Raw genomic sequence first — 12,447 nt, forward strand, 5'->3', positions numbered from 1 at the left:
GGATCGGACGTGGCACTTTACTTGCCGGACCGGACGCTTCCGGCGCCCGGTCGGGGCACCCGCGACATGGTGGCACAGATCACAGCGACGGCCATCCCGCCCAGCAGGTAGAGGCCGAGGCCCAGTTCGTCGCCGAAGACGTAGTCGCCCTCCGGACGCCCGCCCAGCAGAACAAAGATGGTAATCAGCCATCCTGCGACGGGGGCCAGCGCCCCGAGCTGGGTGCCGAAGACCAGCCGGCCGCCGAGGAAGAGCCCGGCCGCGCCCAGCAGCGCCAGCAGCAGCCCGCCGGGGAACCAGGCGGCCTGGACCAGCGTCCCGGCGATCCCGACGAGTGCGCCGAGCACGGCGAGGCCCGCGTAGGCGGCGATCCGGGCGGGGTTGAGGGGGGCGGCCAGACCGGTGGCGGCGGGGGCCGGGGCAGGTGCGCGTCGCTTCCTGCCGTCGTCGCTCATCGCTCCGCTCCCGTCAGACCCGCGAACAGGTCGTCCTCCCTGGTCCCCCGCGGCGCCCCGTGGTCGCCGCGCACCAACTCGTAGTACTCGGTGGTGAAGAGCGGCTGCCCGAGGTCGTTGGAGAGGGCGAAGAAGGGCCCGTCGACGGCGATCTGGGTGGCGTGGGCGCGCATCGCGGCGCTCTTCGCGGCGGCGTGAGCCGTACCGTCGATGGCCGCGGCGATCCGGCAGTCGTCCACCACGCCCGGTACGTCGTCGAGGGCGGCGATGCCGGGGAAGGCGTCCGGCGCCGTCTCTCGGAGGCGGGCGAAGCCCTCCTCGGCGACGGTGCGCGGCACCCGGTTCCAGTAGATCTTGGCGATGGTGTGCGGGGCGCCGTCACCGGGACGGTACGCGGGGTCGGCGGCGAGCTCGGCCGCGCGCATCGCGACGCGGTGGGCCTGGATGTGGTCGGGGTGGCCGTAGCCGCCGTCGGGGTCGTAGGTGACCAGCACCTGGGGGCGGACCTCACGGACGACCTCCACCAGGTGTCCGGCGGCCTCGTCCACGTCGGCCGACCAGAAGGCGTGCGGGCGGTCGTTCTGCGCGGTGCCCATCATCCCGGAGTCGCGGTAGCGGCCGGGGCCGCCGAGGAGCCGGTGGTCGGTGACCCCCAGCTCCTTCATCGCGGCGGCGAGTTCGCCCTGGCGGTAGGGGCCCAGGGTGTCGTCCCGGTCGGCCGCGAGATGGGCGAGCGAGGGCGGGATGACCTCGCCCTCCTCACCGAGTGTGCAGGTCACCAGGGTGACCCGGGCACCCTGGGCCGCGTACATGGCCATGGTGGCGCCGTTGTTGATCGACTCGTCGTCGGGGTGCGCGTGCACCAGGAGGAGGCGCCTGGCAGGGAGGTCCGTCATGGGACCAGCCTACGAGCCGGGCCCCCCGGTCCCCGCCCGCGCACCCGCCGTCGACGGGCCGGGCCTCAGAACTTGAGGCTGCCGATCATCCCCGCCACGTTCGAGGTCAGGTTCGAGATGCTCGGCGCGATCGACGAGCTGGCGAGGTAGAAGCCGAGCAGTGCGCAGACCACCGCATGTCCGCCCTTCAGTCCGGATTTCCGGATCAGCAGGAAGACGACGATCGCCAGCAGCACCACCACGGAAATCGAGAGTGCCACGGCGGTTCACCTCCATCAGTACGGTCGAAACGGGCAGCACACATGGAGCCAGCAGGTTTCCTACCCACCAAGCGCTACGGATCATAACTATCCGTGGAAAGGCACTGATCGGTGCACGGCAGCACGAGGGGCGCACGCCCGGCCGGGTGGCACTCCCCGACCGATCGGTCGGCGACTAGGTTTCGACGTATGACTTCACAGCGGATCTCGTTCCCCCGTCAGCACGCCAGGACCATGCGGTACACGCTCGGCGCCCCCCGTTCCTTCACCGTCTCGCCGGACGGGGAACGGGTGGTCTTCCTCCGTTCGGAGTCCGGAACCGATCGTTCCGGCCGGCTGTGGGTGCTGGACCTGCCCCGGGACGGGGAGGCGCGGGAACGGGTGGTCGCCGATCCGGTGGCCCTGCTGGGCGGTTCGGCGGAGCGGCTCTCCGCGCAGGAGCGGGCGCGCCGCGAGCGCAGCCGCGAGGGTTCCTCGGGGATCGTCGGCTACGCGGTGGACGCGGCCGTCGAGCTGGCGGCGTTCGCCCTCTCCGGGAAGGTCTACGTCGCCGGGCTGCGGTCGGGTACGGCACGTGCGCTGCCCGTTCCGGGCCCGGTGATCGACCCCCGGCCCGCACCGGACGGACGACACATCGCCTATGTGTCCAAGGGCGCGCTGCGCGTCGTCGACGTGGAGGGGGAGGGCGACCGGGCCCTCGCCGAGCCGGAGGCGGACGAGGTGTCGTACGGCCTCGCGGAGTTCATCGCGGCCGAGGAGATGCAGCGGTCGCGGGGCTTCTGGTGGTCGCCGGAGTCGGACCGGCTGCTGGTGGCCCGGGTCGACAACAGCCCGGTGCGGCGGTGGTGGATCGCGGACCCGGCCCATCCGGAGCGGCGGCCGGCCGAGATCGCGTACCCGGCGGCGGGGACGCCCAACGCCGAGGTGCGGCTCTTCGTGGTGGGTCTGGACGGCGCCCGGACCGAGGTGGTCTGGGACCGGACGAGCCACCCGTACCTGGCCCAGGTGCACTGGTCGTCCGGCGGGGCGCCGCTGCTGCTGGTGCAGTCCCGCGACCAGCGCGGCCATCTGTACCTCGCGGTGGACCCGGAGACCGGGCGGACCCGGACGGTGCACGCGGACGAGGACCCGGTGTGGCTGGAAATCTACCCCGGCGTGCCCGCCTGGACGCCGGACGGACAGCTCGTGCGGATCGCCGACGAGGCCGGTGCCCGGGTGCTCGCGGTCGGCGACCGGCCGCTGACCGGGGCGCGCTTGCAGCTCAGGGCGGTACTGGACATCGGGGAGTCGGACATCCTGGTGTCGGCCACGGCCGGTGAGGAGGCGGCCGCGCCGGAGATCGGCGAGACCCATGTCTACCGGGTCAACGAACTGGGCGTGGAGCGGGTCTCGGAGGAGCCCGGGGTGCACACGGCGGTCCGCGCGGGCGGGGTGACGGTGCTGGCCTCGCAGACCCTAGAGCGGTCCGGCTCCCTGGTCCGGGTGTTCCGGGACGGAAAGCCCGTCGCCACCGTGGCCAACCACGCGCAGGAACCGGTCATCTCCGCCCGGGTACAGCTCACCGAGGGGGGCGCGCGGCGGATTCCGTGCGCCGTGCTGCTCCCCACGGGGTACCAGGAGTCGGACGGTCCGCTTCCGGTCCTGATGGATCCGTACGGCGGGCCGCACGGCCGGCGGGTGGCCGCCGCGCAGAACGCGCATCTCACCTCGCAGTGGTTCGCCGACCAGGGCTTCGCGGTCGTGGTCGCCGACGGCCGGGGCACCCCCGGACGTTCGCCCGCCTGGGAGAAGGCGGTCAAGAACAACCTGCTCCTCACGCTGGACGACCAGGTCGAGGCGGTGCACGCGCTCGCGGACCGGTTCCCGCTGGACCTCGGCCGGGTGGCGATCCGGGGCTGGTCCTTCGGTGGTTACCTGGCGGCCCTGGCCATCACCCGGCGCCCCGACGTCTTCCACGCGGCGGTGGTCGGCGCCCCGGTGACCGACCAGCGGCTCTACGACACCCACTACACCGAGCGCTACCTCGGCGACCCCGCCGAGCAGCCCGAGGTGTACGCGTACAACTCGGTCGTCACCGACGAGGGGCTCTCCGGGGCCGCCGAGCAGGTGCGGCCGATGATGATCGTCCACGGCCTCGCGGACGACAACGTGGTGATGGCGCACACCCTCCGGCTCTCCTCCGCCCTGCTCGCGGCCGGGCGCCCGCACGAGGTGCTGCCGCTGAGCGGGGTGACCCACATGACGCCGCAGGAGCAGGTGGCCGAAAACCTGCTGCTGCTCCAGGTCGACTTCCTGAAGCGGTCGCTGGCGCCCCGGGGCTGAGGACCGGGCCGCGCCTCCGTCACCAGCCCGGCGGCGGCTGGGACGGGGGCGGCGGTCCGAAGGGACCGGGCAGCGCCCCGTACCCCGGTACGTGCCCCGGCGGCGCGGGCGCCGGCGGCACCTGGCCCGGCAGGGCCGCCGCCAGCAGCGTCAGGGCCCCGAGGAACACCTGGAAGAAGCCGGTCAGCACGAGCAGTTCGTTCTCGACGCGCAGGTCGAGGAAGTGCTGGAGCAGATCGAAGTGGAACGAGCGGGCCACGCTCAGGCCCCCTTCGAGCAGCAGCAGCGCGGCGGCGATCAGCGCGAACGGCCGCGCGTGCACGGCGCGGACGACCGCGCTCACCGCGGCGAACAGGCAGAGCAGCGCCAGCAGGACGGAGAACCAGCCGGGCGGCGGGTCCGTCAGCGGCTGGAAGATCCGGGGCCCGCCCAGGTACCAGTCGGGGTACATGCCCAGGTGCAGGTCGGTGCTCCGGATCCGCTGGCGGATCTCCCAGCCGATCGTCACTGCAGCGGCCGCGCCGAGCCCCAGGAAGACGACCACCCCGGCGCCCGTACCCGGCCGGGCCGGTGGGCGTTCGGTGAAGTCCTGTACGGGGCGGCGGCCCGCCCCGGCGGTGATGACCAGCGCGATGCCCGCGGCGAGTGCGGCGAAGGCGCAGATCAGGGCACGGGTGCGCAGCTCGTCGGAGAACCGGGAGTCCAACCAGGACGGGCCGATGCCCCAGAGTCCGGGCAGCCGCACCGCGACCGTGACCACGCCGACGGCGACCAGCGTGGTGGCGCCCGCCGAGGACCGCAGGGCGACGGCGGCCGCGACGGCGTACACCACGAGCAGCACCAGGTCGTACGCCGACGTCGTCGGCAGCATGGTGAACCGGGCGTCGGAGAAGCCCGCCCATCGCTGCCCCAACTGCCCGATGTCGTCAGCGGCGTTGATGTCCCGTACGATCCAGCCCGCGACCATCAGCGCGAGCACCGCGCACAGGACGGCGCCGGTGACCCTTGCCCCCCGTGTCAGTATCACCCGAGCGATACTCACACCGTGGTGCCCGGCGGACAAGGGGTTGCACCGGCGTGGTGCGCGAACGGGCAACCGGCCGGGAGGACTTGGCGGCTTCCCGGCCGGTACGCGTCATGCCCGCCCCGGCTCCCCGGGCCCGTCCGGCGGCTCCGGCTCCTGAGGTGTCCCGGGAACCTCCGGCGTCTCCGGCTTCCCGGCCGTCTCCGGCGTCCCCGTGACGTCCTCGGCGGCCGACGGGGCGGACACTCCCAGCAGCCCCTCCGGCGGGACCACCCGCTTCTCCTCCGCGAAGTGGCAGGCCGAGTCGTGGGCGGCCGGCGACTGCAGCAGCCGGAAGACGGCGGGCACGGCGAGCAGCGGCACCTCCAGCGCGCACCGGTCCTGCGCCTTCCAGCAGCGGGTGCGGAAGCGGCAGCCGGACGGCGGGTTCGCCGGTGAGGGGACGTCGCCGTGCAGGATGATCCGCTCCCGGTGCGCGCGGGCGGCGGGGTCCGGCACCGGGACCGCCGACAGCAGCGCCTGGGTGTACGGGTGCGTGGGGTGCTCGTAGATCTGCTCGTCGGTGCCGGTCTCGACGATCCGGCCGAGGTACATCACGCCGACCCGGTCGGAGATGTGCCGGACGATCGACAGGTCGTGCGCGATGAAGACGTAGGCGAGCTTGAACTCCGCCTGGAGCCGGTCCAGCAGGTTGACCACCTGCGCCTGTACGGAGACGTCGAGCGCGGAGACCGGCTCGTCGGCGACGATGATCTCCGGGTTCAGGGCCAGGCCGCGGGCGATGCCGATGCGCTGGCGCTGGCCGCCGGAGAACTGGTGCGGATAGCGGTTGATGTACTCCGGGTTGAGGCCCACGACGTCCAGCAGCTCCTGGACCTTCCGGCGCCGCTCCCCCTTCGGGGCGACCTCGGGGTGGATCTCGTACGGCTCGCCGATGATGTCGCCGACCGTCATGCGCGGGTTCAGCGAGGTGTACGGGTCCTGGAACACCATCTGGATGTTCCGGCGGACCGCCTTCAGCGCGCGGCCCGAGAGCTTGGTGATGTCCTCGCCCTTGTACCGGATCGCCCCGGCCGTCGGCTGCTCCAGGTGCACCAGCATCTTGGCCACGGTCGACTTGCCGCAGCCGGACTCCCCCACGATGCCCAGGGTCTCGCCCGCGGCCAGGTCGAAGGAGACCCCGTCGACCGCCTTGACGGCACCGACCTGCTTCTTGATCAGGATGCCCTGGGTCATCGGGTAGTGCTTGACCAGGTCGCGGACCTCCAGGATCGGCTCACCGGTCCGCACGGCCGTTGCCGGCGCGGGGCCGCCCGCCGCCTCGTCAGCGCGCATCGAGCGTCTCCTTCCAGAAGTAGCAGGCGCTCTCGCGGTGCGGGCCCACCTCGAACAGCGGCGGCACCTCGCCCCGGCAGACCTCCTGGGCCAGCGGGCAGCGCGGGTTGAAGGCGCAGCCGGGCGGGATGTGCAGCAGGTTGGGCGGCAGGCCCTTGATGGCGTACAGCTCCTGCCCCTTCTGGTCCAGGCGCGGGATCGACCGGAGCAGGCCCTTGGTGTACGGGTGGGCGGGGGCCCGGTAGATCTCGTGGACGGGGGCGGCCTCGACGATCCGGCCCGCGTACATCACGGCGATCTTGTCGGCGACGTCGGCGACCACGCCCAGGTCGTGGGTGATCAGGATGAGGCCCATGTTCAGCTCGCGCTGGAGCTCGGCGAGCAGGTCCATCACCTGGGCCTGGACGGTGACGTCGAGGGCGGTGGTGGGTTCGTCGGCGATGATCAGCGAGGGTTCCAGCGCCATCGCCATGGCGATCATGATGCGCTGGCGCATGCCGCCGGAGAACTGGTGCGGGTAGTTGCCGACCCGCTCCCTGGCCGCCGGGATGCGGACCCGGTCCATCAGTTCGACGGCCTTGGCCTTCGCGTCCTTGCGGGACATCCCCCGGTGCACGACGAACATCTCGCCGAGCTGCTCCCCCACGCTGAGCACGGGGTTGAGGGAGGAGAGCGCGTCCTGGAAGATCATGGCCATCTCCTGGCCGCGGATCCTCCGGCGTTCGTCCTTCTTCATGGTGAGCAGGTCGCGGCCCTTGAAGAGGATCTCGCCGCCGGCGATCCGCCCCGGGGGCATGTCGAGGATGCCCATGACGGCCTGGGCGGTGACGGATTTGCCGGAGCCGGATTCGCCGAGCACGGCCAGCGTCTCGCCCTCGGCGACCGAGTAGTCGACGCCGTTGACGGCCTTGACGACCCCGTCGCGGGTGTGGAACTCCACGTGCAGATCGCGCACTTCGAGCAACATGGCAGCGGGCTCCTCAGCGCAGCTTGGGGTCGAGGGCGTCGCGCACCGCGTCGCCGAGCATGATGAAGGCGAGCACGGTGACCGCCAGGGCCCCGGCGGGCCAGAGCAGCATGTGCGGGGCGTTGCGGATGTACTGGGAGGCGGCGGAGATGTCGATGCCCCAGGAGACGGCGGGCGGTTTCAGCCCGACGCCGAGGAACGAGAGCGTCGCCTCCAGCGAGATGTACGTACCGAGCGCGATGGTCGCGACGACGATGACGGGAGCGATGGCGTTCGGGGCGATGTGGCGCAGCAGCATCCGGCTGTTGGAGGCGCCGAGGGCCCGGGCCGCCTGGACGTAGTCGTTCTGCTTGGCGGTGATCACCGAGCCGCGGGCGATGCGGGCGATCTGCGGCCAGCCCAGCAGGACGATGAAGCCGATCACCGGCCAGACGGTGGCGCTGGTGACCACGGAGAGGAAGACCAGGCCGCCGAGGACCACCGGGATGCCGAAGAAGATGTCGGTGAGGCGGGAGAGCACGGCGTCCGACCAGCGGCCGAAGAAGCCGGCCAGGCCGCCGAGGAGGCCGCCGAGGAGGGTGACGCCGACGGTCGAGCAGACGCCGACGGTGACCGAGTTCCGGGCCCCGTAGACGGTGCGGGTGTAGACGTCGCAGCCCTGGCCGTCGAAGCCGAAGGGGTGGCCGGGCTGGGAGCCCTGCTGGGCCTTGGCGAGGTCGCAGTCGAGGGGGTCCTGGTCGGCGATGAGCTGGGGCCAGATCGAGATGACGACCAGGAAGACGATGACCAGCGCGGAGATGATGAAGACCGGGTTGCGGCGCAGGTCGCGCCAGGCGTCGGACCAGAGGCTGCGGGGCTTCTGGGCGGGTCCGCTGCCGGGAGGGCCGCCGGGCGCCTTTTCGAGGGTGGTGCCCTCCGCCACGGCGAGGTCCATCGCCCCGCCCGATCCGGCCGACGAGATCGCCTCGCCCGGTGTCTGCTCAGGCATATCGGATCCTCGGGTCGAGTACGGCGTACAGCAGGTCGACGATCAGGTTCGCCGCCAGGAAGACCAGGACGAGGATGGTGACGAAGCCGACGACGGTCTGGGAGTTCTGGCGCAGGATGCCCTGGTAGAGCTGGTAGCCCACGCCGTGGATGTTGAAGATCCGCTCGGTGACGATCGCCCCGCCCATCAGGGCGCCCACGTCCGTGCCGATGAAGGTGACGACCGGGATCAGCGAGTTGCGCAGCAGGTGGCGTACGACGACGCGGCGCTGCGGCAGCCCCTTGGCGACGGCGGTGCGCACGTAGTCGGCGCGGGCGTTCTCGGCGATCGAGGTGCGGGTGAGCCGGGTGACGTAGGCCAGCGAGACGGAGGCCAGCACCAGCCCGGGGACGAGCAGTTCGTTGAAGGGGGCCTCCGGTGCGACGGAGGGTTTGATGACGCCCCACTCGACGCCGAGCAGCAGTTGGAGGAGGAGGCCGGTGACGAAGGTCGGGATGGAGATGACGACCAGGGTCAGGATGAGCACGGTGGTGTCGACGGGGCGGCCGCGGCGCAGCCCGGTGATGACGCCGAGGCTGATGCCGATGACGATCTCGAAGACGATCGCCACGATGGTCAGCCGGATCGTGATGGGGAAGGCGGTGGCCATCAGCTCGGTGACCTTCTGCCCGTTGAACGCGGTGCCGAAGTCGCCGGTGAAGACGTTGCCCATGTAGGTCGCGTATTGCTGCCACACGGGCTTGTCGAGGCCGAATTCCGAGCGGAGCTGGGCGGCGGTCGCCGGGTCGCACTGGCGGTCGCCGCAGAGACCCGCGATGGGGTCGCCCATCACGTTCACCATGAGGAAGATCAACAGCGTGGTGCCGAAGAAGACCGGGATCATCTGCAGCAGCCGCCGGATCACATAACGTCCCATGCGGGGCTCCGGGGGTCGCGGGGTTCGAGGGCGCGGGACCGGGGGTCGTCCGGGCCCCGGGGGGCGAAGTGCCGGGGGCCGGGCGGCCGGTGCGCGGTCGGCACCGGTGCCCGGCCCCGACGGGTCACTTGACCTTGATCTGCTCGTACACCGGGACGCTGAACTGGTTCAGCGTCACGTCGGAGATCCGGTCCGAGTAGCCGGCGCTGCCGTTCTGGTACCAGAGCGGGATGACGGGCATCTGGTCGGCGAGGACCTTCTCCGCGTCCTGGAAGGTCGAGACGGCCTTGGCCCGGTCGGCCTCGGCGTTGGCCTTGTCGACCAGGTCGTCGAACTTCTTGTTGCTCCACTTGCCGTCGTTCGAGGAGGCGTCGGTGTAGTAGAGCGGCTGGAGGAAGTTCTGGATGAGCGGGTAGTCCATCTGCCAGCCGGCCCGCCAGGCGCCGGTCGGTTTCTGCTGGGAGACCTGGCTGCGGAAGTCGGCGAAGGTACCGACCGGGGCGCCGATGCAGGCCCGGTTGTTGCCCAACGACCGGTTGACGCTGTTGCAGATGGCGTCCACCCACTCCTTGTGGGAGCCGGTGTCCGCGTTGTACGTGATCTTGAGCTGGCCACCGGGGATGCCGCCGCCCTCCTCGACCAGCTTCTTGGCCTTCGCCGGGTCGTACGTGCAGGGGGCGCCGCACAGTCCCTCCTTGAAGCCGCCCTTCTCGCCGAGGACCGGGGAGGTCCAGTCCGAGGCGGGGGTGCGGGTCTTCTGGAAGATCTGGTCGGTGATCTGCTTCCGGTCGATCGCCATCGACAGGCCCTGACGGACCTTGACGCCGCCGGGGGTGTCCCACTTCTTGTCGTAGAAGGGGAAGGCGAGGGTCTGGATGATGCCGGCCGGGGTGTTGATGTAGCGGTCGCCGAGGTCGGACTTGACGTTCTTGAGCTGCGAGGCGGGCACGTCGTCGACGAGGTCGAGATTGCCGGCCGTCAGGTCCGTGTAGGCGGTGTTGTTGTCGGTGTAGACCTTGAGGTCGATGCCGCCGTTGACCGCCTTGTCCTCGCCCGGGTACCCGTCCCACTTGCGCAGGTTCATCGAGGAGCCCTTGGTGTACGTGTCGACCTTGTACGGCCCGTTGCCGATCGGCTTGGAGATCCAGGCGGCGTGGTCGGTGAAGAAGGCCCTGGGCAGCGGGGCGAAGGCCGGGTAGCCGAGGGTGTCGGGCCAGAGGGAGAACTTCTGCGACAGCTTGACCGTGAAGGTGTGGTCGTCGACGACCTTGAGGCCGGAGAGCGAGGTGGCGCCGGCGCTGCCGGACGCGGGGTGGACCTTGTCGTAGCCGTCGATGTAGCCGAAGAAGTACGCGTTCTTCTGGTTGTTCTTCAGCAGGGCGCCGTAGTTCCAGGCGTCCACGAAGGACTTCGCGGTGACCTTCTCGCCGTTGCTGAAGGTCCAGCCGTCCTTCACGGTGACCGTGAAGTTCTGGTTGTCCTTGGTGTCGATCTTCTCGGCGAGCATGTTGGTGGCGGCGCCGGTCTTCGGGTCGTACCGCTTGAGCCCCCGGAAGATCATGTCGAGGACCTTGCCGCCCTGGACCTCGTTGGTGTTTGCCGGTTCCAGCGGGTTCTGCGGGTCACCCCAGGACGAGCTCACGATGCCGTTCGCGCCACTGCCGCCACTGCTGCTGCCCCCGCCGCCGCATGCCGTCGCGGCCAGCGCGACGACCGCCGCGCATGCGGCCCACCTGGCCCGTGTGGCTCCGCGCATGGAGTGCCTCCTCGTAGTGCTCGTCTCACTTAGGGCAAATATCACCGCACAAGGGACGTCATGCACCTCTATCCCACCCATTCGGGCGCGTCGCACTCGATGCCGAGTGGCACACTGCGAGCGATTCCGCTCCACGCGCACGGACCGGCGTACGACCGGTACGCGAGGGTCGGCGGCAGCGGCCCGGTAACAGCCGTGCATCGAATGCGCATCGACCGCGAGTCGGTCTGATCCGATGTACGCATTCCGAGACAACAGCGCCCGCATATCGGACTCATTGCCGGAGTTCACCCATTAAGCCGCGTTCGCACCGCCGAAAAAGCCAAGTGGAAGCAAAGACACCCCCTTGCTTTAGTCATGGATTGGCAAACTTTCCAAAGAGCGTGCCAAGGGCGTCGGACATTCATTGACCCTGCATGAATTGCGTTGAAAAAGTCCCGGTAGCCCGTAGGTGTTGCCCTGCGGAGTCCTTCGACCCTCCGGGCCAGGAGCACCATGACGATTCCAACGCCACAAGCCGCCACCTCCGTTGAGGCGGAGGACGAGACCCCTCGCCCCGCGGCAACCCCCGCCGCGACCAAGGGCGACGCCGGCCGTTCGCCGGGCAAGATGGCCTGGCTGCGCTTCAAGCGCGACCGCACGGGCGTGATTTCGGCCTATGTGGTCATTTTCTTCTTCGTGATCGGCATCGCCGCGCCGCTGATCGCGAAGCTCTACGGGAAGGACCCGTACACGACGTACGGGCAGAACCAGGAAGGGCTGCTGGACGACTTCGGCTCACCGGTCCTGCCCAACGGCGGTATCAGCGGCGACTTCTGGTTCGGTATCGAACCCTCGCTCGGCCGGGACGTCTTCACCTTCCTGCTCTACGGCATCCGCAACTCGCTGCTCATCGCCACCGCGACGACCCTGCTGGTGACCCTGTTCGGCATCATCATCGGCATCACCGCGGGCTACCTGGGCGGGAAGACGGACTACTTCATCGGCCGGGTCATCGACATCCTGCTGGCCTTCCCCTCCACGCTCTTCTTCATCGCCTTCTGGCCGGTGATGCTGTCGATCCTGGTCTCCCCGGAGGAGAACACCCCGATCTGGCTGGTCGTCGTCAGCCTCATCACGGTGATGACCGCGTTCGGCTGGGCCTCCATCGCCCGCCTGCTGCGCGGCGAGGTACTCGCCCTGCGCGAGCGCGAGTTCGTCGAGGCCGCCAAGGTCACGGGAGCGTCTCCGGCACGCATCATCTTCAAGGAGCTGCTGCCGAACCTCTGGACGCCGATCCTGATCCAGGCCACGCTCGCGCTGCCGATGTACGTCACCGCCGAGGCGGGACTCGCCTTCCTCGGCGTCGGTCTCAGCGACCCGACGCCCGACTGGGGCGTGATGATCCAGCGCGGATCGGACGTCTACCAGAGCGACATCACGTTCATGCTCTTCCCCGGCGTCTCGATGGTGATCTTCGTCATCGCCTTCAACCTGCTGGGCGACTCGGTGCGTGACGCACTGGACCCGAAGACCAAGCGCTGAACCG

General features: G+C 70.2%; 11 protein-coding genes. 2 read left to right on the forward strand and 9 right to left on the reverse strand.

Annotated features, from left to right (window positions below; all coding sequences use genetic code 11):
* Positions 1-17: 17 nt before the first annotated feature.
* From ACWC97_RS06560 to ACWC97_RS06570, 3 genes are all read right to left on the reverse strand, one after another.
* Positions 18-455 (reverse strand): DUF6113 family protein, encoded by a 438-nt coding sequence (locus ACWC97_RS06560; protein ID WP_450647790.1) that lies wholly within the window; start codon positions 453-455, stop codon positions 18-20.
* A complete protein-coding gene (gene mshB, locus ACWC97_RS06565) occupies positions 452-1,351 on the reverse strand; it encodes an N-acetyl-1-D-myo-inositol-2-amino-2-deoxy-alpha-D-glucopyranoside deacetylase (RefSeq protein WP_450647792.1) in 900 nt (299 codons plus the stop codon). The genes ACWC97_RS06560 and mshB overlap by 4 nt, the downstream gene beginning before the upstream one ends.
* A gap of 65 nt (positions 1,352-1,416) precedes the next feature.
* Positions 1,417-1,611 carry a hypothetical protein gene (locus tag ACWC97_RS06570; protein WP_352273294.1) on the reverse strand — a complete coding sequence of 65 codons (195 nt, stop codon included), beginning with the start codon at positions 1,609-1,611 and terminating at the stop codon, positions 1,417-1,419.
* 189 nt (positions 1,612-1,800) lie between these two features.
* Between ACWC97_RS06570 and ACWC97_RS06575 the strand changes: the two genes are divergently transcribed.
* The gene (locus tag ACWC97_RS06575) at positions 1,801-3,933 is read left to right on the forward strand and encodes a prolyl oligopeptidase family serine peptidase (RefSeq protein WP_450647794.1); all 2,133 of its coding nucleotides are present in this window, start codon (positions 1,801-1,803) and stop codon (positions 3,931-3,933) included.
* 19 nt (positions 3,934-3,952) lie between these two features.
* Here ACWC97_RS06575 and ACWC97_RS06580 read toward each other — a convergent pair whose 3' ends face one another.
* From ACWC97_RS06580 to ACWC97_RS06605, 6 genes are all read right to left on the reverse strand, one after another.
* Positions 3,953-4,960, reverse strand: coding sequence for a hypothetical protein (locus tag ACWC97_RS06580; protein WP_450647796.1), 1,008 nt, complete (start codon positions 4,958-4,960; stop codon positions 3,953-3,955).
* A gap of 108 nt (positions 4,961-5,068) precedes the next feature.
* On the reverse strand, positions 5,069-6,292 hold the full coding sequence (locus ACWC97_RS06585; protein WP_450647798.1) for an ABC transporter ATP-binding protein: 1,224 nt from the start codon (positions 6,290-6,292) through the stop codon (positions 5,069-5,071).
* Positions 6,282-7,259 carry an ABC transporter ATP-binding protein gene (locus tag ACWC97_RS06590; RefSeq protein ID WP_352273298.1) on the reverse strand — a complete coding sequence of 326 codons (978 nt, stop codon included), beginning with the start codon at positions 7,257-7,259 and terminating at the stop codon, positions 6,282-6,284. Before ACWC97_RS06590 ends, ACWC97_RS06585 begins: the two co-directional genes overlap by 11 nt.
* Positions 7,260-7,272: 13 nt before the next feature.
* Positions 7,273-8,247: an ABC transporter permease gene (locus ACWC97_RS06595; RefSeq protein ID WP_450647801.1), complete on the reverse strand. Its 975-nt coding sequence runs from the start codon at positions 8,245-8,247 to the stop codon at positions 7,273-7,275.
* Entirely contained in the window at positions 8,240-9,163 is a 924-nt protein-coding gene (locus tag ACWC97_RS06600) for an ABC transporter permease (RefSeq protein WP_352273300.1), read from the reverse strand. Before ACWC97_RS06600 ends, ACWC97_RS06595 begins: the two co-directional genes overlap by 8 nt.
* Before the next feature lie 124 nt (positions 9,164-9,287).
* Positions 9,288-10,919 (reverse strand): peptide ABC transporter substrate-binding protein, encoded by a 1,632-nt coding sequence (locus ACWC97_RS06605; RefSeq protein WP_450647803.1) that lies wholly within the window; start codon positions 10,917-10,919, stop codon positions 9,288-9,290.
* Positions 10,920-11,414: 495 nt separating this feature from the next.
* On the opposite strand from ACWC97_RS06605, the gene ACWC97_RS06610 reads away from it, so the two are divergent.
* Positions 11,415-12,443, forward strand: a complete 1,029-nt coding sequence (locus ACWC97_RS06610; protein ID WP_450647805.1) for an ABC transporter permease — start codon at positions 11,415-11,417, stop codon at positions 12,441-12,443.
* Positions 12,444-12,447 lie beyond the last annotated feature (4 nt).

It is taken from the genome of Streptomyces sp. NPDC001108, from assembly GCF_053598535.1.